Source organism: Lacinutrix sp. C3R15 (assembly GCF_018860825.1).
Lineage (GTDB): Bacteria > Bacteroidota > Bacteroidia > Flavobacteriales > Flavobacteriaceae > Oceanihabitans.
Genome location: NZ_JAHKPZ010000004.1, coordinates 57,316 through 82,171, shown reverse-complemented (window position 1 = coordinate 82,171; position 24,856 = coordinate 57,316). Strand labels below are relative to the sequence as shown.

At 32.7% G+C, this 24,856-nt stretch carries 21 protein-coding genes; 9 read left to right on the top strand and 12 right to left on the bottom strand.

Features of this window, described 5'->3' with window-relative positions:
• Positions 1–52 precede the first annotated feature (52 nt).
• From pdxA to KO494_RS00345, 9 genes are all read left to right on the top strand, one after another.
• Complete coding sequence (pdxA, locus tag KO494_RS00385; RefSeq protein WP_215965604.1) at positions 53–1,099, top strand: 4-hydroxythreonine-4-phosphate dehydrogenase PdxA; 1,047 nt, start codon at positions 53–55, stop codon at positions 1,097–1,099.
• 72 nt (positions 1,100–1,171) lie between these two features.
• On the top strand, positions 1,172–1,711 hold the full coding sequence (locus tag KO494_RS00380; protein ID WP_215965603.1) for a DUF177 domain-containing protein: 540 nt from the start codon (positions 1,172–1,174) through the stop codon (positions 1,709–1,711).
• An 8-nt stretch (positions 1,712–1,719) separates the two neighbouring features.
• Entirely contained in the window at positions 1,720–1,920 is a 201-nt protein-coding gene (gene rpmF / locus KO494_RS00375; protein WP_215965602.1) for a 50S ribosomal protein L32, read from the top strand.
• 179 nt (positions 1,921–2,099) lie between these two features.
• A complete protein-coding gene (locus KO494_RS00370) occupies positions 2,100–3,095 on the top strand; it encodes a beta-ketoacyl-ACP synthase III (RefSeq protein ID WP_215965601.1) in 996 nt (331 codons plus the stop codon).
• A gap of 34 nt (positions 3,096–3,129) precedes the next feature.
• Positions 3,130–3,612 (top strand): acetyl-CoA carboxylase biotin carboxyl carrier protein, encoded by a 483-nt coding sequence (gene accB / locus KO494_RS00365; RefSeq protein ID WP_215965600.1) that lies wholly within the window; start codon positions 3,130–3,132, stop codon positions 3,610–3,612.
• A gap of 92 nt (positions 3,613–3,704) precedes the next feature.
• Positions 3,705–5,057, top strand: a complete 1,353-nt coding sequence (gene accC, locus KO494_RS00360; RefSeq protein WP_215965599.1) for an acetyl-CoA carboxylase biotin carboxylase subunit — start codon at positions 3,705–3,707, stop codon at positions 5,055–5,057.
• Between the two features lie 414 nt (positions 5,058–5,471).
• Complete coding sequence (locus tag KO494_RS00355; RefSeq protein ID WP_215965598.1) at positions 5,472–6,602, top strand: FAD-binding oxidoreductase; 1,131 nt, start codon at positions 5,472–5,474, stop codon at positions 6,600–6,602.
• Between the two features lie 22 nt (positions 6,603–6,624).
• Positions 6,625–7,317 carry a monofunctional biosynthetic peptidoglycan transglycosylase gene (gene mtgA, locus KO494_RS00350; protein WP_215965597.1) on the top strand — a complete coding sequence of 231 codons (693 nt, stop codon included), beginning with the start codon at positions 6,625–6,627 and terminating at the stop codon, positions 7,315–7,317.
• Entirely contained in the window at positions 7,310–7,771 is a 462-nt protein-coding gene (locus KO494_RS00345) for a 3-oxoacyl-ACP synthase (protein ID WP_215965596.1), read from the top strand. The genes mtgA and KO494_RS00345 overlap by 8 nt, the downstream gene beginning before the upstream one ends.
• 156 nt (positions 7,772–7,927) lie before the next feature.
• Here KO494_RS00345 and KO494_RS00340 read toward each other — a convergent pair whose 3' ends face one another.
• From KO494_RS00340 to KO494_RS00285, 12 genes are all read right to left on the bottom strand, one after another.
• Positions 7,928–8,839 (bottom strand): ABC transporter ATP-binding protein, encoded by a 912-nt coding sequence (locus KO494_RS00340; protein WP_215965595.1) that lies wholly within the window; start codon positions 8,837–8,839, stop codon positions 7,928–7,930.
• A gap of 72 nt (positions 8,840–8,911) precedes the next feature.
• A complete protein-coding gene (locus KO494_RS00335) occupies positions 8,912–10,360 on the bottom strand; it encodes a TolC family protein (protein WP_215965594.1) in 1,449 nt (482 codons plus the stop codon).
• Positions 10,353–13,604: an efflux RND transporter permease subunit gene (locus KO494_RS00330; protein WP_215965593.1), complete on the bottom strand. Its 3,252-nt coding sequence runs from the start codon at positions 13,602–13,604 to the stop codon at positions 10,353–10,355. The genes KO494_RS00335 and KO494_RS00330 overlap by 8 nt, the downstream gene beginning before the upstream one ends.
• A gap of 25 nt (positions 13,605–13,629) precedes the next feature.
• The gene (locus KO494_RS00325) at positions 13,630–14,712 is read right to left on the bottom strand and encodes an efflux RND transporter periplasmic adaptor subunit (RefSeq protein ID WP_215965592.1); all 1,083 of its coding nucleotides are present in this window, start codon (positions 14,710–14,712) and stop codon (positions 13,630–13,632) included.
• Positions 14,713–14,859: 147 nt separating this feature from the next.
• Positions 14,860–15,270: a hypothetical protein gene (locus tag KO494_RS00320; protein WP_215965591.1), complete on the bottom strand. Its 411-nt coding sequence runs from the start codon at positions 15,268–15,270 to the stop codon at positions 14,860–14,862.
• A gap of 140 nt (positions 15,271–15,410) precedes the next feature.
• Positions 15,411–17,576, bottom strand: coding sequence for a prolyl oligopeptidase family protein (locus KO494_RS00315; protein ID WP_215965590.1), 2,166 nt, complete (start codon positions 17,574–17,576; stop codon positions 15,411–15,413).
• An 83-nt stretch (positions 17,577–17,659) separates the two neighbouring features.
• Positions 17,660–20,113, bottom strand: a complete 2,454-nt coding sequence (locus KO494_RS00310; protein ID WP_215965589.1) for an FG-GAP-like repeat-containing protein — start codon at positions 20,111–20,113, stop codon at positions 17,660–17,662.
• A 12-nt stretch (positions 20,114–20,125) separates the two neighbouring features.
• Positions 20,126–21,214, bottom strand: coding sequence for a hypothetical protein (locus KO494_RS00305; protein WP_215965588.1), 1,089 nt, complete (start codon positions 21,212–21,214; stop codon positions 20,126–20,128).
• Between the two features lie 99 nt (positions 21,215–21,313).
• Complete coding sequence (locus tag KO494_RS00300) at positions 21,314–22,303, bottom strand: aspartate-semialdehyde dehydrogenase (RefSeq protein ID WP_215965587.1); 990 nt, start codon at positions 22,301–22,303, stop codon at positions 21,314–21,316.
• Positions 22,304–22,474: 171 nt separating this feature from the next.
• A complete protein-coding gene (mscL, locus tag KO494_RS00295) occupies positions 22,475–22,882 on the bottom strand; it encodes a large conductance mechanosensitive channel protein MscL (RefSeq protein ID WP_215965586.1) in 408 nt (135 codons plus the stop codon).
• Positions 22,883–22,968: 86 nt separating this feature from the next.
• Entirely contained in the window at positions 22,969–24,078 is a 1,110-nt protein-coding gene (gene alr / locus KO494_RS00290) for an alanine racemase (RefSeq protein ID WP_215965585.1), read from the bottom strand.
• On the bottom strand, positions 24,071–24,718 hold the full coding sequence (locus tag KO494_RS00285; protein ID WP_215965584.1) for a thymidine kinase: 648 nt from the start codon (positions 24,716–24,718) through the stop codon (positions 24,071–24,073). Before KO494_RS00285 ends, alr begins: the two co-directional genes overlap by 8 nt.
• Positions 24,719–24,856: the final 138 nt, after the last annotated feature.

Below are 24,856 nucleotides of genomic sequence, written 5' to 3'. Positions count from 1 at the left end.
TATTTAGTTAAATTTGTAGCAGTAAAATTACAAACAAAAGTTAGCATTATTAATGAAGAAAGAAGAAAATATAATTGTAGGTATATCTATAGGAGATTTAAATGGTATAGGAGCAGAGATAGTACTTAAAACTTTTGAAGACCCTAGAGTATTAGAGTTTTGTACTCCAGTGATATTTGCATCTGTAAAAACAATCAACTTTATAAAAAATCATTTTAAAATAGATGTTAATTTAAACGGAATAAATAATGTAAATCAAATACTTCCTAAAAAAATTAATGTTTTTAATGTTTGGAACGAACATGTTAAAATAGAATTTGGTAAAGAAGACTTTAAAATAGGCGAGTATGCTATAAAATCTTTAGAAGCTGCTACTAATGCGTTAAAAAACGGAAATGTTAATGTGTTGGTAACTGCGCCAATAAATAAACACAACATTCAATCAGAAACTTTTAAATTTCCTGGTCACACAGATTATTTAGAGCAAGAGTTAGAAGGTAACAGTTTAATGTTAATGGTAGCTAATTCTTTACGCGTTGGTTTGTTAACAGATCATGTACCTGTAAAAGACATTGCTAAACATATTACACCACAACGTATTAAAGAAAAAATAGAAACTATTTACAATTCGCTTCAAAAAGACTTTAAAATTAGAAAACCTAAAATAGCTGTTTTAGGTATAAATCCGCATACAGGTGATAATGGTGTAATTGGCACCGAAGATGATAAAGTTTTAAGACCAACCCTTGAAGCAATAAAAAAAACAGGTAAATTAGTTTATGGTCCTTATGCAGCAGATAGTTTCTTTGGTTCAAACAATTATCAAAACTTTGATGCTATAATTGCATCTTATCACGATCAAGGTTTAATTCCTTTTAAAACACTTTCTTTTGGGCAAGGCGTTAATTACACCGCAGGATTAAATAAAATAAGAACCTCTCCAGATCATGGTACAGCTTTTGAAATTGCAGGAAAAAACCTAGCAGACAACAGTTCTTTTAAAGAAGCTGTATTTAAAGCTATTGAAATATATAAGAATCGATTAGAGTTTTTAGAGATTAGTAAAAACCCTTTAAAATTCAATCAAAAAAAGATATAAACAAAAAAATGTTTATAACTGTGCTTTGTAAATAAAAAGTTATATATTTGCAGGCTCAAAATAGATGTGAAAATGAAGGCTTTAAAAGCATTTACAATACCTTTTGTAGGTTTAAAAGAAGGAGAACACCATTTTGAGTATGATATTAAACAATCGTTCTTTGAACATTTTGAGTATGAAGAATTTAATGATTCAAACCTTAAAGTAGATCTTATTTTAAATAAAAAGTCCACTTTATTAGAATTAAATTTTAAAATCTCAGGAACTATAAATGTAAATTGTGACTTAACCAATGAGCCTTACAATCAAGAAATTGAAAATAATTTTGATCTGGTTGTTAAGTTTGGTGAAGAGTACAATGATGAAAACATTGACATATTAATCATTCCGCATGGTGAATATGAAATAAATATACAACAGTATATTTATGAACTTATTGTTTTAGCTGTTCCTAATAAATTAATCCATCCAGGAGTTGAAGATGGTACGTTAGATTCTGAAATACTAAAAAAACTAGAAGAATTAAGCCCTAAAACGGCAGAATATAAAGAAAACCAAGAGGAAATTGATCCTCGTTGGAATACATTAAAGAAACTATTAACGGATAAATAACATAAAAAATGGCACATCCTAAAAGAAAAATCTCAAAAACAAGAAGAGATAAAAGAAGAACTCATTACAAAGCAACTGCGCCACAAATTGCTACTTGCCCTACAACAGGTGAAGCTCACCTTTACCACAGAGCACATTGGCATGAAGGAAAATTATACTACAGAGGTCAAGTATTAATTGATAACTCAGTGGAAGAAAACGTAGCATAGTTATTATGCGCGCATACAATAAAACGCTCCTATGTGAGCGTTTTTTTTGTTATAAATTTTTCTTTACGTTAAAAACAACTTAATTTGCATCAAAATTAGGCAAAACACCTCAAGTTTTTAAAACTTGAGTTCGTTTATGCAATTTTTTAACGATTTTAGGTCAAATTAACATCTAAATTATGAGCAAAATCTCAGCAGCAATAACAGCTGTAGGTAAATATGTTCCTGAGTATGTATTAACTAACCAAATATTGGAAACTTTAGTTGATACTAATGACGAATGGATAACTTCTAGAACAGGAATAAAGGAACGTAGAATATTAAAAGAAAAAGGAAAAGGAACTTCTTTTCTTGCAGCAGAAGCAGCAAAAGATTTGATTAAAAAATCAAATCTCGATCCCAAAAAAATAGAACTAGTAATTGTTGCAACTGCAACAAGAGATATGCAAGCATCTGCAACAGCTGTATTTGTAGCTTCTCAAATAGGAGCAACTAATGCTTTTGCATATGATCTAGATGCCGCGTGTTCTAGTTTCTTGTATGGTGTTTCAACCGCTTCTAGCTTTATTGAGTCTGGTAGATACAAAAAAGTATTAGTAATAGGAGCAGACATGAACTCTTCTATGATTAATTATAAAGACAGAGCAACCTGTATTATTTTTGGTGATGGAGCAGGAGCTGTACTTTTTGAACCTAATACAGAAGGCTTAGGGGTACAAGACGAATATTTAAGAAGTGATGGTACAGGAAGAGAATTTCTTCAAGTACCAGCTGGTGGTTCTATTGAGCCAGCCACTCTAGAAACGGTAAAAGCCAATAAGCACTTTGTATTTCAAGACGGTAAAACAGTATTTAAATGGGCTGTTTCAAACATGGCAGATGCATGTGTGAAAATTTTAGAAAGAAACAATCTTACTAATGATGACGTTAACTGGTTAGCAGCACACCAAGCAAATAAAAGAATTATTGATGCTACTGCTAACAGAATGAACTTAAACGCAGATAAAGTAATGATGAATATTGAAAAATATGGAAACACTACTTCTGCAACTATACCTTTACTATTAAACGATTATGAATCTAAACTAAAAAAAGGAGACAAAGTAATACTTGCTGCTTTTGGAGGTGGATTTACTTGGGGCTCCATTTATTTAAAATGGGCTTATAATTCTTAAACTAACTAACAATCATAATTAAAATCTGAATATTATGGATTTAAAAGACATTCAAAACCTAATTAAATTTGTAGCTAAATCTGGCGCAAGTGAAGTAAAATTAGAAACCGATGATGTTAAGATCACCATAAAAACTGGTGGCGATGACAAAGAAACTCAAACCATAGTGCAACAAATACCAATGGGTGCTATGGCACCAGCACCAGTTGCTGCTGCTCCTCAACCTGTTGCTGCTGCAGTTCCTGCACAACCAGTAGCAGAAGAAGATAACTCAAAATATATCACTATTAAATCTCCAATAATTGGTACCTTATATAGAAAACCTTCTCCAGACAAACCTGTTTTTGTTGAAGTAGGACAAACTATTAAAGAAGGAGATGTGTTATGTATCATTGAAGCGATGAAACTTTTTAATGAAATTGAATCAGAAGTTTCTGGTAAAATTGTAAAAGTTTTAGTAGATGATGCTTCTCCAGTAGAATTTGATCAACCATTATTTTTAGTTGATCCATCATAATCTGAAGTTTAAAGTTTACAATTTAAAGTTCCTGGTTTTTTAACTAGAACAATAAACGTATAAACCCATAAACTTATAAACTCTAAAGAATTATGTTCAAAAAAATATTAATAGCCAATAGAGGGGAAATTGCACTTCGTGTAATTAGAACCTGTAAAGAAATGGGCATTAAAACTGTAGCAGTATACTCTACCGCAGACGCAGAAAGCCTTCACGTAAAATTTGCAGATGAAGCCGTATGTATCGGTCCAGCTGCAAGTAGTGAATCTTATTTAAAGATGTCTAGCGTAATTGCTGCAGCAGAAATTACTAATGCAGATGCCATACATCCAGGATATGGATTCTTATCAGAAAACGCTAAGTTTTCTAAAATTTGCGAAGAACACCAAATAAAATTTATTGGTGCATCTGAAGAAATGATTGATAGAATGGGAGACAAGGCTAACGCCAAAGCAACCATGATAGAAGCTGGTGTACCATGTGTACCAGGAAGCGAAGGCGTTATAGAAAACTTTGAAGATTGCCAAAAAGTAGCCAAAGAAACCGGTTATCCAGTTATGCTTAAAGCATCTGCTGGAGGTGGTGGTAAAGGTATGCGTGCAGTCTGGAAAGAAGAAGACCTTAAAGAAGCTTGGGATTCTGCAAGACAAGAATCTAAAGCCGCATTTGGTAATGATGATATGTATATGGAAAAGCTTATTGAAGAGCCACGCCATATCGAAATTCAAATTGTAGGAGACTCTACAGGAAAAGCATGTCACTTATCCGAAAGAGATTGCTCTATACAACGTCGTCACCAAAAATTAACAGAAGAAGTACCTTCTCCGTTTATGACCACAGCTTTACGTAAAAAAATGGGTGAAGCAGCTGTAAAAGCAGCAGAATACATTAAATACGAAGGAGCAGGAACTATAGAATTTCTAGTAGATAAACACAGAAACTTCTACTTCATGGAAATGAATACGCGTATACAAGTAGAACACCCAATCACAGAACAAGTAATCGATTTCGATCTTATTCGTGAGCAAATACTTGTAGCAGCAGGAGTGCCAATTTCTGGTAAAAACTATACGCCAAACTTACACTCTATAGAATGTCGTATTAATGCAGAAGATCCGTTTAACAACTTCAGACCTTCACCAGGAAAAATAACAACCTTACACGCTCCAGGAGGACATGGAGTACGTTTAGATACACACGTGTATGCAGGTTATAGCATTCCACCAAACTATGACTCTATGATTGCTAAGTTAATTACAACAGCGCAAACCAGAGAAGAAGCCATTAACAAAATGAAACGCGCTTTAGACGAGTTCGTTATTGAAGGAATAAAAACAACCATTCCTTTTCATAGACAATTAATGGATCATCCAGACTATTTAGCAGGAAATTATACCACTAAATTCATGGAAGATTTTGAAATGAAAGAAGTAACAGAAGATTAAATTGAAAAAACACGCTTCTAGACAATAAGGCTAGAAGTTTCAAATAAATATTTCATTCCCATGAAAATGGGAAACATATTACTCCGAAAGCAATTTCGGAGTTTTTTTTTGGGTGTTACTTTTGCTTTTTTTAGTAAAGCAAAAGTCAGGCTATCGCAAGTCGCTATCATAGATGAGCTCCAACAATTGCTCTATCCTTAACACAAAGGCCAGACTACTTTAATAACTGTCAGTGTTTTCTTAAATTTTGTCTTGCTAGAATGGTATAGCCTCTTGTCATTCCTGCAAAAGCAGAAATCCACAAACCAACTACCAAACCCAAAACGCATTCCTTAATTTTATTCCTACCAAAAAAGCAATTCACTACTCGCAACAAACCCTTAAAACCTCAAAATAAAACCCTAACTTTATGCTATGAATTTAAGTTATTGGGAAATAAAAACATGGCTTACCAACGTAGACTTTACAGTAGTTGGTAGTGGTATTGTAGGTCTTAATTGTGCATTACAACTAAAAGAAAAATTTCCTAAAGCTAAGATTCTAATCCTTGAAAAAGGAACCTTACCACAAGGAGCAAGTACCAAAAACGCAGGATTTGCATGTTTTGGTAGTTTAAGCGAAATTCTAGACGATTTAAACACACATACCCAACAAGAAGTTATAAGTCTCATTAAAAAAAGAGTAGAGGGCTTACAACTATTAAGAAACACCTTAGGAGACAAAACCATCAACTACCAACAGCTAGGAGGTTATGAGTTGTTTACAAAAAAAGACTCTAGTTTGTTTCAAGAATGTCTTGCCAAAAAAGAAACGATAAACAAGCTGCTAAAGCCCATTTTTGGTGAAGCTGTTTTTAGCTTAAAAGACAATAGTTTCCGCTTTAATAACATACAAGAACAATATATTTTTAACCAGTATGAAGGACAAATAGATACGGGAAAAATGATGGATGCCTTGCTTCAAAAAGTACTTTCTAAAGGAGTGAAAATTTTAAATAATGTTTCGGTAAATACGTTTTCAGAAGCAAATAATTCTGTAAAAATAGAAACCAACCTATTTGATTTTACCACTTCAAAATTACTAATAGCTACTAATGGCTTTGCCTCACAGTTACATATTGCAGAAGTAAAACCAGCACGAGCACAAGTGTTAATTACAAAACCAATAAAAAATTTACACATAAAAGGTACTTTTCATCTAGATAAAGGCTATTATTATTTTCGTAATATTGATGATCGTATTTTATTTGGAGGAGGACGTAATCTCGATTTTAAAACCGAAGAAACTACAGTGTTAGCACAAACTGCTATAATTCAAAACCAACTAGAAACGCTTTTAAAAACTACTATTTTGCCAAATACAAGCTTTGAAATCGAGCATAGATGGAGTGGTATTATGGGAGTTGGTTCCCAAAAAAAAGCCATTGTAAAACCATTAAGTAATAATGTGTTTTGTGGTGTACGTCTTGGCGGAATGGGAGTTGCTATTGGTAGTCTAGTAGGTAAAGAATTAGCAAACTTAATTCCTGTACAGACAGAAATCTAACATCAATAGACAAATTTTAAACATGTTAAAACGCTTTTTTAGGTTTCTTTTAAAAACCATTTTTTGGTTAGTGGTACTTTCTGTAGCCTTGGTTTTTTTGTACAAAAAAGTTTCTGTTCCAGTTACACCACTAATGGTTATTCGTGGTGTAGCGCAATATCAAGAAGGAAAGAATATGTCTTGGCAACACGACTGGGTTGCCATAGATAAAATTTCTAAAAATCTACAGGTAGCAGTACTTTGTAGTGAAGATCAAAACTTTTTAAACCATACAGGCTTTGATTTTAAAGCCATTGAAAAAGCTTATGAAAACAATAAAAAAGGAAAACGTATAAAAGGAGGAAGTACTATTAGCCAACAGACAGCAAAAAATGTTTTTTTATGGCCTAATCGTAGTTGGTTGCGTAAAGGCTTAGAAACTTATTTTACGTTTTTAATAGAAAAAATTTGGACCAAAGAGCGCATACTAGAAGTGTATTTAAATAGCATTGAAATGGGAAATGGTATTTATGGTGCCGAAGCTGCATCACAATATTGGTTTAATAAATCGGCTTCCAGATTATCACAACAAGAAGCAGCTGCCATTGCTGCTATTTTGCCAAACCCAAGAAAATATAAAGCCAATCCTGCGACCAAGTATATAAGTTCAAGAAAAAACTGGATTGTAAAACAAATGGTTTATTTTGGAACCTTAGATTTTAAAAAGAATGAGTAGTATTTTAAAAATTAAGCAAAAGCTATATGATGCTTGTTTTCAGTTTATAGAAAACAGGTTGATAACGGTTCAAAAAACCATAAACGAAATTCAAGAATCTTTAACTAGCGAAACCAAAAGTAGTGCAGGAGATAAGCATGAAACAGGTCGTGCCATGTTGCAGTTAGAACGTGAAAAGGCAGGAAACCAATTGGCTGAAATTATGAAAGTAAAAGAAGCTTTTTCTAAAATAGATATTTCAAAAACCAATAAAACAGTAGGTTTAGGTAGTGTTGTGTATACTTCACAAAACAATTATTTTATTGCTATAAGTGCAGGACAGTTAGCTATTGACAAAGATATATTTTATGCAATTTCACCAAATACACCAATTGGTAAATTGTTGGTTGGCAAAACGATTAAAGAAACGTTTTTGTTTCGAGATATTGAGGTTTTGATTGAAGAAGTTGTGTGATTTATTGTTAGCTTTATATCCTAGCAGTTCCATTATTAACCTTCAATTGTACTTCTACAAATCTTTTTTTAAAGAGGGTATTTTTTAGAAGGGTAAAAACCAAGAACAACAAATGTTTTTTGTAACCTTTTACAACTAGTTCGATAAATACAGCTGTTATTCTGAAATTTCTAGATACATTTCTGCGCCAATAGAAAGTAAATTTTTAGATTCAAATAAAAGAGTTTTTTCATTTAAAATAGCTTCAATTAGATAATAGCTTCCTTTAAAGTAACATTTTTTTACGATTACTTTTAAATCAGACCTCTCAACTATTTGTAATTGATGCGCATAAATAATTTCATTATTTATAACATTAAATTCACCAAAAAACGAAGCAATTAAAGGTGTTTTTGGGCTTTTATATAAATTTTCAGGAGTATTGTTAACTGCTATTTCATGGTTGTTTAAAACGATCATTTTATCTGCATAACCTAAAACATCTTCTTTGTCATGCGTTGCAACAATGCAAGCAATGTTTTTTTCTTTTAAATATTTAAAAACACTTCTGCGAAGCGATTGCTTTTTAAAATTATCAATATGACTAAAAGGCTCATCTAGTAGTATAATTTCTGGTTGTTTTGCTAAGGCTCTAGCTAGTGCAACGCGTTGCTTTTGTCCGCCACTTAGCAATTTCACTTTTGTTTTTGCAACGTTTTCTAACTCTACTACTTTTATTAATTCGGCTATGCGTTTTTGTTTTTCTTCGGGATAAAAATTAGAAAGGAATTTACCTATATTTTCTTCTACAGAAATAAATGGCATCAAATCGAATTCTTGGGCTACGTATTTCATGAAGCTATACCCAATAACTAAGTTGTGTTTGGGACCTAAAATTTCTTCTTCTTTCCAGAAAATTGTTCCTTTAAGGGAATCATATTCACCATATAAAACCTTTAATAAGGTGCTTTTTCCAGAGCCACTTTCGCCAATAATAGAAAGGTGTTCTCCTGGTTTTACCTGAAAAGAAAGGTCTTTTAAAACAGGCGTATCATTATAAGAAAATGTAAGTTTTTTTACTTGAAGCATGCTACAAAAATAACATAAAAAAACCGCTCAACTTTTAAGAAGAACGGTTTTTAAATTTAATGGAAGACATTATTAATTCCAACCACCACCTAATGCTTGGTACAGTTTTACATTAGCTAATAATTGATCTCTTTTGGTTTCCACAATTTCAATTTTAGCGTCTAATGCTTCTCTTTGTGTTAATAAAACTTCGGTATATTCTGCTCTAGCAGATTTAAAAAGTTTTAATGAAAGCGCTATAGACTCCGTAAGTGCTTGTACTTGTTTTTCTTTAAGTAGATAACTTGTATTTAAGTTTTTTACGTTAGATAGTTGGTTTTCTACTTCTATATAAGCATTTAATATGGTTTTTTCATATTCAAAAATAGTCTGCAATTGTTTGTTGTTTGCAGTTTTATATTCTGCTTTTATAGCATTTCTATTAATTAAAGGAGCTACCATATCTCCAACTAAAGAATAGGCTAAAGATTCTGGAGTGCTAGTTAAAAACTTAGGTTTAAAGGCTTCAAAACCAACACCAGCTTGTACACCAATAGAAGGATAAAAATTGGCTTTAGCAATACTTACATTAAGCTTTGCTGCAGATAATTCAAGTTCTGCTTTTTTAATATCTGGACGATTAGCCAGAAGTTGAGAAGGAACTCCTACATGCATAGCATCAATAGGTTTTTCTATAAAATTAGTAGAACTTCTGGTTATCTTTTGAGGATATCTACCAACTAGAAAATTTATTAAATTTTCTGTTTCTACTATTTTTTGCTGGATTTGATATTTATTACTTTGGTTTTTAAATACCTCTGCATCAAAACGGCTTACTGCTAATTGTGTGGCTCTTGCTGCTTCTTTTTGCAGTTTTACCATTTTTAGCGCATTTTGTTGAATCTCTAGATTTTGTTCTATAATAGCTAATTGGTTGTCTAAAGCCATAAGTTCATAATACGAACTTGCTATTTCTGAAACCAATTGCGTTATCATAAAATTCTTTCCTTCAATAGAGGCTAAATATTCTAAAACAGCAGCTTTTTTACCGTTTCTAAGTTTTTTCCATACATCAAGTTCCCAAGAAGCAGTTAAGCCTAATGAAAAGTTAGTTAATGGCTCTGGAAATTCTTCGCCTTCACGAACATCTAAGTGCTTTTCTACAGCACCATTTCTGGTATATTCTCCAACTTTTTCTACTTCGGCTCCAGCGTAAGCAGCTACAAATGGTAGGTATTCTCCTTTTTTAGCTTTTATTTCATTTTTAGCCATATCTACTTGCTGTAGCATCATATTAAGCTCTTGATTATTAGCTAAAGCAGTATCTATTAAGTCTACTAAATTAGGATCAGAAAAAAAGTCTTTCCATTTAATATTTGCTGTATTTGTAGTGTCTTTTGCATCACTTAAATATTGTTCAGGTACTGTTTTGTCTGCTTCTCTAATTTGTTTGATTGGCACACAAGAATACAAGGATATTAACGCAAGTAGACCTACAATAAATAGTTTATTAAACTTGCTATGTGTTTTTATATTATTCATTGTTCTTTTTTTTACTTAGTTTTTTAAGTATACTTTTAAGTTTGCTAATCTGTTTTGTGTTTTCCTTGGTTTGATTGCCAGCGTTTTCACTGTTTCTTATCATTTCTTCAGATAAAGGTTCGTTAGACTCGTCTTTAATCAGGCTTTTACCTTCTGCCATTTTAGCAAAAATGTAGTATAAACCAGGAATAATTAATACACCACCAAGAGTACCAATTAACATACCTCCTAATGCTGAGCTACCAATGGTTCTATTAGCAATGGCACCAGCTCCTGAAGCTACAATTAATGGAATTAATCCTGCAATAAAGGCAAACGATGTCATTAAAATAGGTCTAAATCTAGCTTTAGAACCTTCAATAGCTGCTTGAAGTATTGTTGCGCCTTCACGTTGTTTTTGTACGGCAAACTCTACAATTAACACGGCATTTTTACCAAGCAGACCAACCAGCATGATAACACCAATTTGTGCATACACATCATTAGCTAATCCCATAGATTTTAATAATAGGAAGGAGCCAAAAACACCAACAGGTAATGAAAGTATTACTGCAAATGGCAATAAGAAACTTTCGTATTGCGCAGCTAAAACAAAATAAACAAACACAAGTACTATTATAAAAATGTAAGCAGATTCATTACCTCTACTGGCTTCATCATAAGATAATCCTTCCCAAGCAATATCATACCCTCTTGGTAGTTGTTCTGCGGCAACTTCTTTTATTGCTTTTATAGCGTCACCACTAGTATATCCTGCAGCAGGTAAACCTCTAATAGAAGCAGAATTATAAAGGTTATATCTTGTAATTTCATTAGGACCTAACTTTTTATCAATAGTCATAAAAGCAGAATATGGTACCATTTCCCCTTCTTCGTTTTTAACAAAAAGTTTTTCAAGATCTGATGGTAAACGTCTGTATTCTGGTCCTGCTTGTGTATAAACTTTAAAGAATCTACCAAAACGAATAAATCCTTGTTCATAGGTACTACCAATTAAAATGTTTAGGTTTTCCATTGCTTTGCTAATAGAAACTCCTTTTTGCATGGCAATTTTGTTGTTTATTTTTAATTGATATTGCGGATAATTTGCTGAGAAGAATGTAAAAATTCCTGTAAGCTCTTTACGTTTAGATAAAGCTTCTATAAAATTATTATTAATCTCTTCAAAATGATGATAATCTGTAGAGTTGGTTTTATCTAATAAACGCATTGCAAATCCACCAGAAGACCCAAAACCTGGAACAGCAGGTGGTTCAAAATACTCAATAACTGCACCTAAATCTCTGGTTTCTTCTTCCAGCTCTTCCATGATTTCATGTACAGAGTGGTGACGTTCAGACCAAGGTTTAAGGTTAATTAAACAGGTACCAGCATTAGATCCTCTACCTTCTGTCATTATCTCATAACCTGCTAAAGAAGAAACCGATTCAACACCTTCTGTTTCTTCACAAATTTTTTGAAGTTTTTTAGCAACTTCATTAGTACGCTCTAAGGTTGCTCCTGGAGGAGTTTGAATTATGGCATAAATCATTCCTTGATCTTCATTAGGAATAAATCCAGCAGGAAGCACCTTATTAGTTACAAAAATACCAACACAAAAAGCTATTAATATACCAAAGGTAATAATGCGTCTTGCTACAATTTTGTTAAGGATTTTCACATATTTTCCGGTGAGTTTTTCAAAACCATTATTAAACCAATTAATAAACTTGTCTATTGGCGATTTTTTAGTTTTTCCGTGGTTATTTTTAAGCAGCATAGCACATAAGACAGGAGTTAGTGTTAATGCAACAATTGCTGAAATAACAATAGAACCAGCCATAGTGATAGAAAATTGGCGATAGAATACACCAACAGGACCAGACATAAATGAAATAGGAATAAATACCGATACCATAACTAAAGTAATAGCTATAATGGCTCCTCCAATTTCACCTAAAACTTCATAAGATGCTTTGTAAGGTGAGAGGTGTTCTTCTTCCATTTTAACATGCACAGCTTCTACAACTACAATGGCGTTATCTACAACAATACCAATGGCAAGTACTAATGCAAATAAGGTGATTAAGTTTATAGACAAGCCAAACAATTGCATGATAAAAAAGGCTCCGATTAAAGATACAGGTACTGCAATAATTGGGATTAAGGTAGAACGCCAATCTCCTAAAAATAGAAATACTACAATAGCTACTAAGATAAAGGCATCTCTAAGAGTATGTAAAACCTGTTCTATAGATGCATCTAAAAAGTTAGAAACGTCATAACTAATTTGAAAATCTACATCTGGTGGAAGTTCTACTTTTAACTCTGCTAATTTTTCTTTTACAGCGTCTATAACATCACTACCATTACTACCAAAGGTTTGTTTTAATACAATGGAAGCAGAAGGTTTTCCGTCTAAATTAGAGTAGATATCAAAAAATTCACTACCCAGTTTTACATCTGCAATATCTTTTAATTGAATAATTTCTCCTTCGCTATTGGCGCGAATAATAATTTCTTCGTATTGCTCAGGTTCGTTATACCTATTTTCATAGGTTAATACATACTCTAAAGCTTGTGAAGTCATACCAGAACTTCTACCTAAACGTCCTGGTCTAGCTAAAATACTTTGCTCTTCCATGGCTTCTAAAACTTCTTCTGCAGAAATATTATATGCTCGCATACGATCTGGTTTTAACCAAACACGCATAGCATATTTTCGGCTTCCTAAAATTTTTGCACTTGCTATTCCTTTTATACGTTGAATTTCAGGAATAATTTTAGTGTAAGCATAGTTGTATAAAAACTTTTCGTCATTGTTTTTATCTGTACTAGAAAGGTTCACGTACATTAACATACTAGGTTGTACAGGAGTAATAATAACCCCTTCACGTTGTACCAGTTCGGGTAAAAGCGGCATTACTTGGTCTACACGAGTTTTTACCCTTACTACTGCTTCATTTGGGTCTGTACCTGGTTCAAAAATTACACGAACGGTTGCCTCTCCAGCACTTGTAGCATCAGATGCAATGTAACGCATATCTTGTACACCATTTATGGCTGTTTCTAACGGAATTAAAGTAGAGTTAACTAATACCTCTGAGCTGGATCCTGGATACGCTATAAAGATATTTACCGTTGTAGGTGCTATTTGTGGAAACTGTGATATAGGTAGTTGCTTGATAGCAAGTCCACCTATAAATAAGATTATTACCGAAATGACTATAGCCAGAACGGGTCTTTTTATAAATTGTTTAAACATGTCTTTTGTAGATTAAATTCTAAAATTATTCAGCGTATAAGTCTAGCTCAGACAATACTTTGTTTGGCTCTAAAAATTTGGTTTCTATTTTCTCATTGTTTTTAACCATTCTAATACCTTCTAGTAAAATAGTGTCTTTTTCAGACAGTCCTTTACTAACAATGAAAAGATGAGGTAACTCTGCGCCAATAGTAATTTCTTTTTGTTTTACGATATGGTTTTTATCTACTACAAAAACATAGGTTTTATCTAAAATTTGAAACGTTGCTTTTTGAGGAATAATAATTACGTCTTTAAAAGGAACAGCCATTAATACACTTCCTGTTTCGCCATGTCTTAAAATACCATCTGGATTAGGAAACGTAGCTCTAAATGCAATGTTTCCGGTTTCACTATTAAATTCTCCTTCAATAGTTTCAACAATTCCTTTTTGGTTGAACAGTTTATTATTAGCCATTAGTAAGCTAACTTCTTTTTTAGTGTCTTTCTCTGTGCTCGTGATATAATCTAGATACTCTGTTTCAGGCACATTAAAATACACCCACATTTTACTATTGTCTGAAAGTGTGGTTAGCAATTCACCTTCGTCTAAAAGGCTACCTTCTCTTGCTTCTAAATGGTCCATAATACCATCAAAAGGAGCTGTAATTTTAGTAAAACCTAAATGTGTTTGTGCTAAAGTAACTTCGGCTTTTGCTTTGTCTAAATTAGCATTTGCCATAGCTAATTCATTTTGCGAAACCACATTACCATCTGCTAAAAGTTGTGTGTTTTTTAGTTCAATTTCGGCAGTGTTAGCTTCGGCTTTTGCTTTTTGTAATTCGGCTTGATAAATATTTGGCATGATTTGGAACATGGTTTGTCCCTTTTTAACGTGTTGTCCTTCGTCTACAGATATATGTTGTAAGTAGCCTCTTTCTAGAGCTCTTAATTCTATATGTTTAATAGAGTGAATTTGACTAACATAATCTTTAGATATAGTGGTGTCTTTTTTAATTGGATTGGTAATAAGAAAAGCAACATGTTCTTTCTTTTCTTCTTTTTTAGTTTCGCAACTTGTGTGAAATAGACAGGCGAATAAACCTATGAAAAGGAAGGTTTTTTTCATAATTTTTTATTTGAATTAAAATTTGTAAAATAAAATGTGATTACAACAAGTCAATGCCAATAAGGCACAAGACTGGCTGTTTGTGTTATATTAAAAGGTTGAAATAAATAATAAACCAATAGGAATACTGGTTTATAAGAAAGAATATCAGATTATAAAGACTTCTAATCTAATGTGAAGTTTTGTCGAGGGTTGACAAACTATATAGTTGAAACTGTTAACCTCTTTTTGAAGTTTAGAGGATAAATTATTTAGTTGTTGTGCATGAGAAAAAGCAGAGATATAACTTTGTAAAGAGTTAATTGTACTGCTAGTAATAGATTCTTCATTTTCTGTTTCTTCAGCTTCTGTATAATCAAAAAACAATTCAATGTCTTTGTTATGTTGAATAGAAAAGTGAAGGTTGCTGCTTTGTTTGTTACTAAAAGAAGCGTTAGTTTCTTGAATATTAACTAAAGAATAGTCTGCATCAACCGAAGTATTTGCATACATATTTATGGCTCCTGAAAGAAGCAAGAGCACGATTAACGATAAATATTTAGAGACTATTTTATTCATATTCGCAGGCAAAACTATTGCAATAAATGGTTACTTCCAAAAGATAATAATATTTTAAGCTTTTTTTAAATAAGAAATAGCGTGTAAAAAAAAGCCTGTTTGGTTTTATTCACTAAACAGGCTAGGTAATTGTGGTGTTTTTAATCTTTAAATTCTTTTGTTTTTTCTGGTAGTACGTCAAATCCCATATTGTAAAGTGTAAAACCAAAAATATCTGCATATTGCTCTATGGTTTTGCTAACAGGAGTTCCTGCACCATGTCCTGCATCTGTTTCAATACGTATAAGTGTTGGGTTGTTTCCCGTTTGTTTGTCTTGTAACTCTGCAGCAAACTTAAAACTGTGTGCAGGAACAACACGATCATCATGGTCACCTGTAGTTACTAAGGTTGCAGGATATTGCACGCCTTCTTTTACGTTATGTACAGGCGAGTATGCTTTAAGATATTCAAACACTTCTTTATTGTCTTCTGCGGTTCCGTAGTCATAAGCCCAACCAGCTCCAGCGGTAAATGTGTGGTAGCGTAACATGTCTAAAACACCAACTGCTGGTAAGGCTACTTTCATTAATTCTGGACGTTGCGTCATGGTTGCACCAACAAGTAAACCTCCATTAGAGCCTCCTCTAATTGCTAAATAATCACTAGAAGTATATTTGTTTGCTATTAAGTATTCTGCAGCAGCAATAAAATCATCAAACACATTTTGTTTTTGTAATTGCGTTCCTGCTTTATGCCATTTTTTACCATATTCACCACCACCACGAAGATTAGGCACAGCGTAAATTCCGCCTTGCTCCATCCAAACGGCATTTGCAATACTAAAAGAAGGGTTTAAACTTATGTTAAATCCTCCATAACCATAAAGTATGGTTGGGTTTTTTCCGTTTAGTTCTACCCCTTTTTTGTGGGTGATTATCATTGGTATTTTTGTACCATCTTTAGAGTTGTAAAATACTTGTTTACTAGTATAATCTTCTGGGTTGAAATCGATGTTTGGTTTCCAGTATAATTCAGAGGTACCAGTTTCCATATCGTATTTATAAATACTAGAAGGAGTATTGTAATTGGTAAAAGAATAGTAATCTATTTTTTCTTCTTTTTTTCCGCCAAAGCCACCAGCATTACCAACGCCTGGAAGTTCTATATCTCTAATAAATTTTCCGTCATAATCATATTGTTTTATTTTTGAAATGGCGTCTACCATGTATTCTGTAAAGAAATAACCACCTCCTTTAGAAGGGCTTAAAACATACTCGGTTTCTGGAATAAAATCTACCCAGTTTTCTGGAGTAGGATTTGCTGCGTCTACAGTTACTATTTTTTGATTAGGAGCATTTAAGTTTGTTACTAAATACAATTTGCTGTCTACATTATCAATAACGTAAGTGTCACTTTCTGTATGGTCTAAAATAGTTACTAAAGGATTATTTGGGTTTGATAAATCTTTAATATAAAGTTTGTTTCCAGAGGTAGAAACCTTTGGTGATATTAACAAATACTTGTTGTCTTCGGTAACGTTTGCGTAAATATATCTATGCTTTTGGGCTTCTGTACCACCAAAAATAAGTTGGTCTTCTTTTTGAGGTGTGCCAAGTTTATGGTAGTATACTTTGTGTTGGTCTGTTTTTGCAGAAAGTTCACTTCCTTTAGGTTTATCATAACTAGAATAATAGAATCCTTCGTTTTTATACCAAGACATGCCACTAAATTTAATGTCAACCAAAGTATCTTCCATAATTTCTTTGGTTTCGGTATTCATTATTAAAATCTTTCTCCAATCACTACCTCCTTCAGAAATAGCGTAGGCTAATATTTTTCCGTCTTTTGTAAAACTTGTTCCACCTAAAGAAGTGGTACCATCTTCAGAAAATTTATTAGGATCTAGAAAAACTTCTGCTGTATCTGGATTGCTTCCTTTTTTATATCTATAAATTACATATTGGTTTTGTAAGCCATCGTTTTTATAAAAATAGGTATAATCGCCTTGGTTAAAAGGAGCTCCTACTTTTTCATAATTCCATAGTTTTTCAAGGCGTTCTTTTAGTTCTTTTCTATAAGGAATATTGTCTAAATAACTAAAGGTAGCCTGGTTTTGATTTTTTACCCAGTTTTCTGTTTCCGTGCTTCTGTCATCTTCAAGCCATCTAAAAGGATCTTTAATAGTTACACCAAAATAGTTGGTTGCTGTGTCTACTTTTTTTGTTTTAGGGTAGTTAACAGAAATGTTTCTTTCTACTTGTTTTTGTTCTTCTTTACAAGCCATTATAGTTATTAGTGTAATTAAACTAAGTGTTATCTTTTTCATTTTAAAAAAATTAATTGGTATAAAAATAGTATAAAAAAAGCTCTAATAAATGACTATTAGAGCTTTTAAGAAACTTTTAAGGTTTATTGTTTTACTAATTTTTGTGTTTTTTGTTTTCCGTCTGCCATGATTTTTAATACATATATTCCTGTGCTTAATTTAGAAACATCAATAGTATTAGCAATTAGGTTTGCATTTAAAACTTGTTTTCCGGTAATATCATAAATGCTAAACGTAGCATGGTTTAAGGCTACAGAAGAAGTGATATGTACCATATTTTTTGTTGGGTTAGGATAGATTGCTATATCTGCTTCAAGTGTATTGTTAGCAATACTTAAAGGGTTTTCGCCTTCTATAGCTGTAATGGTTTCATTAATTGCTGGGTTAAATATTACATCTACAATACCAGAAGGCCAAGTAATGGTTAGGCTAGTAATTTCTGTGTCTGTACCAATACCAAAATGTGCATTTAGTGTGCTCATAAATTCAAAACCTTCACCACTTCTTACATCTCTAATTTGATTTCCTGAAGGCGTTACTATTTCAATTCTTGCTCCTATACCATTTGTATTACTCGTGGTTCCTTGTGTTCTTATTTTAATCCAATTATTTTCGTTGGGATTGTTTAGATATAAGCTTCCTTTAAAAACATCTAAAAAACCATCGTTATTAAGGTCACCAATAGCTCCACTAGGAGGCATATTACTGCTTGTAACTGTAAAAGAGTTATCTCCATTATTAAGTAAAATTTGTCCGTTTGATAAAATATCTACGTAACCATCATTATTAAAATCTGCTGGTGCATTTTCAATTCCGTAAGGAGCACTATCAATGTTTGCAGTAGCTGTAGCATCCGTAAAAGTTCCGTCACCATTGTTTAGCATGTACTTATGGCCACCATCAGAACTTGAACTTGCTCCAATATAGGCATCCATATCGCCATCGTTATCAAAATCTGCCCAAGCAGAAGACCAAGTTTGTACAGGATCTGCAAGGTTTACTCCTGTATCACCAGCAACATTAACAAATACGCCATTACCATCATTACGCCAAAGCTCGTTTATTTTATGGGTAACATTACCACCTCTACATTTTGCAATAAACATATCTGCATCGCCATCATTATCATAATCTACCCAAACGGTTCCGTAATTTCCACCGTTTGGATGTACCCCTAAACCGTTTGGTACACTAGTAGAAGCTCCTTGATAATAAGATAATCCGCCAGTACCATCATTAATAAAGTATACATTTGGTTCTACATCATGACAAACAAAAGCATCTAAATCTCCATCATTATTAATATCAATAAAATTAGAACGTTGAGAAAAAACGTAATCAGAAGTATTATAGGTTTGTGAATATGCAGTACCATCAGCATTGGCTAACATAAAGGATACACCACTACTTGCAGCATATAATAAATCATTGTACCCATTACCATCTAAATCTCCAGCGGCAATGCTCCATCCAGGACCATAGTTTGCTAAAGCGTCATAAACAGTTTCATTAAAGCAACCATTTATAGATTGGTATGTAATTATAAGGTTTGTTGCTGTAGCTGCAATCATGTCGTCTAATCCATCATTATTCATATCTACTACAGCATAACTTGTTCCGTTCATGGATATTCTATTGTTTTGAGTAAACGCAAATACACCAGATGCAGGAGGTGTGCTGTTTGTTGTAAAAGATAACATTACCCAGGAACTAAAACCGCTTCCGTCAAGGCATTGTGTTCTAATATAAATATCGTAGTTAGAATTTGCAGATAATCCTGAAACCATATAGCTGTTTGTGCTTGTAGATGAACCAGAAGTTGGTGCTCCAGAGCCTTGTGCTTGTACTGCAATTTGCCATGAAACTTCATTACTTCCTGGAGACCAATAAATATCTGCAGAATCATGGGTTAGATTACAAATATTTATATCTGTAATGTTAGGGCAGTTAGGAGGAGCGATGGATTGTATGTTTGGAGAGTCAAAACAAATTCCCCAACCATAAGAACCGTTATCATTATAGTAAATGCGATATCTAAAATTTTGTAATTGGTTGCTAGAGAAACTAGCAATAGCTAACTCACCACTATTAAATATAGCTCTAGTGCCATTACAAAAATCTACATTAGGTGCGTTGGGTGTAGTGGTAGTATATGTTGGTCCCCAATTTACCCAAGAGCTGGCATCTGCATCCCAATATTGAAGGTTTAAAGATTCATTTTGGTATACATTAAGTACGTAAGTAGAAGTTACAACTAAAGAGTTTTCACCAGCATTAAAAGCATTGGTTAAATTAATAGTAGGAGACTGTATGCCTATATTATTAATAGAAGAACCACCTGCTTCATCTTCATCAAAAGAAAAACTTGAGGCACCTCCTGTTACCGTTGGGTTTCCAGTAAAAATAGTTGCATCTGTTTCATAAGACCCATCTAAGTCCCAACTAGTATTAGGCCAATTTGCATCTTGATTTAGTACTTGCCCTGTAGTATAGTAACTACATAATAGTAGAGAAAGTAAAAGTGTAATTTTTTTCATTTTTTTTTGGTTTTAGTTGCACTGTATTGTTAAGGAGTTTATCCAAGCTTCTATTAGTTGTATGCCTTCAACATGTTTTAGAGTTCTGCCTAAAAGCGGCATTCTAATAGATTCTTCTGTTTCGTTTATTCTGTAAAATAGTACAGAATTTCTGGTGTTTTGTGGTTCTACAATATGTGTTAATCCTACGCCAAGGTCTGTGTCAGGAACCACACATACTCCTAAGTTTTCTGGGTTTGAGGTAGCATCAAAATTAAAGCGAACAGGTCTATAAGCACAATGAGCTTCTTCAGAATGGCAATGTGCACAATTAATATCTAAGTATGCTCTAGCTCTTGCATTAAGAGAAAGGGATTGGTCTTGCCAGTTAGGAAGTGTTTCTATATTGGAAGGGTTTTCATTTAAATAACCAAAATTCACCCATTTTTGTAATTGGTTTATAGATTCGGTTCCATAATTTATAGAAATATTTAAATTTCTTGGTTTAGGCCCAATAGGTATGGAGGTGTCTCCAGATTTATGGCAAGTATGACATTGGGATTCACTAGGAATTCTATAGGCTACTTGTTTTGTTTCTGTTGCTTCGTTCCAGTTTAAATTAACAACACTTCCCGCAAGATCAAAATAAGCTTCGGTTTGTGTATCATTCCAAATATAATTTGCAAAAATCCAACCTTCCGCTTTATGAATCATTAGTCTGGTTTCTATTTGTTTTGTTTCATTATTAGGTAGTACATTATTGTAATAAAAGTTTTTAATTAAGATAGTGCCAATGGGAAATTGAAGTATTTGGTGCTCGCCATTGTAATTGGCTTTTACATTTTGAGGCATCCAGATAAAGCGTTTCTTTTTTGCGTAATCTGAAAAAAGCGCAGCACTTAAATCGTAAGGTAATACGCCATAAACAGGGTTTAGATTTTTTAGATCCCCTTCAAAAAAATGGTATTCGGAAAGCGTGGCATAAGGAACTTGCGTAATATCAAAAACTACAGGTGAAGTTTCTGTTGTTTCATTTGCTACATAGTTGTCATCTGTGTTACAAGAAATAAATAGTGTGCACAGAAAAAAAGAAGAGACAATATAAAAAACCTTATTAACCATATATCAAAATATAAGGCTAATAAGGTAATGATTTTTTATAAATTAACTGTAAAAATAGTTGTGTTACAGCAATTTAAGTGTTAAAATAAGTTGAAATATTTAAACCAATTGGTTGTTTACTAAATATTCTGCAATTTGCACAGCATTGGTTGCAGCTCCTTTTCTTAAATTATCTGCAACAATCCACATGTTTAATGTATTTGGTTGTGTTTCATCTCTTCTAATTCTTCCCACAAAAACTTCGTCTTTACCATTTGCTAAAATAGGCATTGGATATTCGTTTTTTGCAGTATTATCTTGAACAACAACACCAGAGGTTTCGCTTAATAGTTGTCTAACGTCTTTTAAATCAAAATCGTTTTCAAACTCTACATTTACAGATTCAGAGTGACCTCCAGCTGTTGGTATTCTAACAGCAGTTGCAGTTACAGAAAATGTTTTGTCATTAAATATTTTTTGAGGTTCTCTAGCAAGTTTCATTTCCTCTTTAGTGTATCCGTTTTCTTCAAAAACATCACAATGAGGTAAAGCGTTTCTGCTAATTGGGTAAGGATAGGCCATTTCACCTTCTATTCCTTTGATTTCGTTTTCTAATTGTTGAACAGCTTTAACTCCTGTACCAGAAACAGATTGATAAGTGGAAATAACCACGCGTTTCATTTTATATTTTTCATGAAGCGGAGATAATGCTAAAACTAATTGTATAGTAGAACAATTAGGGTTTGCTATAATTTTATCTTCTTTAGTAAGTTCTTTTGCATTAATTTCTGGAACTACAAGTTTTTTGGTAGGATCCATTCTCCATGCCGAAGAATTATCTATAACTACTGTTCCTACTTCTGCAAATTTAGGAGCCCACTCTAAAGAAGTACTTCCTCCTGCAGAAAATATTGCAATATCTGGTTTCATGTCTACAGCTGTTTGTAAACCTACTACCTTAAATGTTTTATTATTGAATTCAATTTCTTTACCTACAGATCTTTCTGAAGCAACAGGAATAAACTCTGTTACAGGAAAATTACGTTCTACAAGTACTTGTCTCATAACTTCGCCAACCATTCCAGTGGCACCAACTACAGCTACTTTCATTTTTTATAAAATTTAGTCTACAAAATTATAGCATTTAAACATGCAAACCATTACTACATAACCTTTTTTTTTGTTAAAAATAAAGCATAAAAAAAGCCTTATTTTAAATAAAATAAGGCTTTTAAGCTAATTGGTTGAATTTTATGTAATTAAAGTGATTTAATTAATAAATTACTTTTTTAATAAATCTCTAATTTCTGCAAGTAATTCTTCTTGAGATGGTCCTTTTGGTGCTGCTGGAGCTGGAGCTGGAGGAGTTTTTGTTTTGTTGTAAGCTTTTACAATCATGAATAAAACAAATCCAACAATAATTAAGTTGATGATTGAGTTTATCCATTTACCATACATGATAGCGTTTTCTGGTTTAGTTACTGCACCATCAGCTCCTACAGTTGCAGGGGAAAGCACGTATTTTAAATCAGCAAAATCTACACCACCTGCAAAATTACCAACAATTGGCATCATAATATCTGAAACAAAACCGTTAACTACCATTCCTACTGCTCCTGCAAGTATAACTGCTACGGCTAAATCTATGACATTTCCTGTCATAATAAAATCTTTAAATTCTTTTAACATGTTCTTTTGTTTTATTAGTTAATTGTAAAGCAAATTACTTAAAATTTTAATAAAAAGTAAGAATTTAATTATTGAAAACAACTATTTTAACGACAAAACGACCTTTTTATACGTTGAGATATACAACAGAGCAGCTCATAAGAAATAGAATTTGTTGTATTTGCTAAATTTTCAGCGGTTTGATGTTCTGCATCAAAAATAATTACTTCATCTCCTTCTTTGCAGTCAATATTTGTAACATCTACCATAATCATATCCATACAAACATTACCAACAATAGGTGCTTTTTTACTATTTATATAAACAAAACCTACAGCGTTGCCATATTGTCTGCCAATTCCATCGGCATGACCAATAGGTATGGTTGCTGTTTGTGTTGTTTGTGTTGCTATAAAGGCTCTATTGTACCCTAAAGATTCACCTTTATCTATAGTGTGAATTTGTGAAATAATTGATTTTAGTGTAGAAATAGGTTTAAAGTTTAGGTTCTCTTTTTCAGAATTACCAAAGCCATATAAACCAATACCACTTCTAACCATATCAAAATGTGCTTCAGGATAATTTAATATTCCAGAGGTGTTACACATATGAAGTATGGGTTGGTACCCTATTTTTTCAGAAAATACTTTAGCAATATTTTTAAATTTATTTATCTGATTTAAAGAAAATTCCTTTTCATTTAAATCTTCACTAGCTGCTAGATGCGAAAATATAGAGGTAGCTTTAATAGCAGTATTATTTTTTAATAACGAGATAATTGCATCTACTTCTTTAGCATTAAAGCCTAATCTATTTAATCCTGTATTAAATTTTATATGAATAGGGTAGTTTTGTTGTTTTTCTTTAGTAGCAATAGCTATAAACTCTTTTAATATTTTTAGACTATAAATGCTTGGTTCTAAGCAGCGTTCTATTAATGTTTTAAAATTTACTGGTACTGGATGCAGTACTAGAATAGGTTTTGTAATTCCTGCATCTCTTAGTGCAATCCCTTCATTAATATACGCAACAGCAAAATAGTCTACCTCTAAATGTTGCAGGTGTTTTGCAATTTCTGAAGCATCACTACCATAAGCAAATGCTTTAACAACCGCTAAAAACTTTGTTTTGGGTTGCAGTCTAGATTTAAGGTGTTTATAATTGTGTGTAAGCGCTTTTAAATCTATTTCAAGTGTTGTTTCTTGAGTTTTAGACATTGGGTTTATTTTGTTTTGAAGAAATATCTTCTGCACCTTTTACTTTCATCGCTCTTATTTTTTCACGCATGGTGGCTTTGTAATATGCGGCACGACTTAAGGGTTCGTACTCTTCTGTTTCACCAAGTAAAACAAGATTGTCATTCTGTGATTTTCTAAAACTATATTGTGCCAAATTACCAGTTCTTGTACATACTGCATGTACTTTAGTAACATATTCTGCAGTAGCCATAAGGTTTGGCATTGGCCCAAAAGGATTTCCTTTAAAGTCCATATCTAGTCCTGCAACAATTACACGAATGCCTTTGTTGGCCAAATCGTTACAAACGCGTACTATTTCATCATCAAAAAATTGTGCTTCGTCAATACCAACTACATCGCAGCCGTCTGCTAAAATAGGAATATTAGCAGCTGCAGGAACAGGTGTTGAGCGAATTTCATTAGCATCATGAGATACTACCATTTCTTCATCATAACGTACATCTATTGCAGGTTTAAATATTTCTACTTTTTGCCTTGCAAATTGTGCTCGTTTGAGTCTGCGAATTAATTCTTCTGTTTTACCAGAGAACATAGATCCGCAAATTACCTCAATCCACCCAAATTGTTCTTTATGATTTACTGTATTTTCAAGAAACATTTCGTAATTTTAACATGGAACTTTTTTAAACTTTTTTATTGTGTTAAAAATCAGGTGTTTTGTAGCAAATTAAGGGCTTTTTAGGGTTACAAAGCAAAGCTGTGTAAAGAGAAAAAGACAAAAAACAGATGCAAAAAG